We start from the raw sequence: 261 nt of genomic DNA, 5'->3' as shown, positions 1-261 counted from the left end.
GACGTCGCGCTCGCGCTGATCGCCGTGCCCGGCCCGCCGGTGTTCGAGGAGGACACCGCCGCGAAGCTCAAGGAGCTCCTCGGCAAGGGCGTGCTCGGCAGCGTCTTCCTCAGCACCGACGACTGCCAGGCCAAGTACGAGGAGCTCAAGGGTCGCGACGTCGAGTTCACCGAGGAGCCCGCGCAGCGCCCCTATGGGATCGACGCGGCCTTCCGCGACCCGTCCGGCAACCAGGTCCGGCTCATCCAGACCACGGGGGCC

Annotated in this window: 1 protein-coding gene; it reads left to right on the top strand. The window is 70.9% G+C overall.

From position 1 onward, the window contains the following. On the top strand, nt 1-261 hold a 261-nt coding region (locus EUU22_RS20070), incomplete at both ends, for a VOC family protein (RefSeq protein WP_205687932.1).

Origin of the sequence: Ciceribacter ferrooxidans (assembly GCF_004137355.1) — a bacterium.
GTDB classification, from domain to species: Bacteria; Pseudomonadota; Alphaproteobacteria; order Rhizobiales; family Rhizobiaceae; genus Allorhizobium; species Allorhizobium ferrooxidans.
The sequence above is the reverse complement of the archived record's forward strand: the minus strand, read 5'-3'. Positions and strand labels throughout refer to the sequence as shown.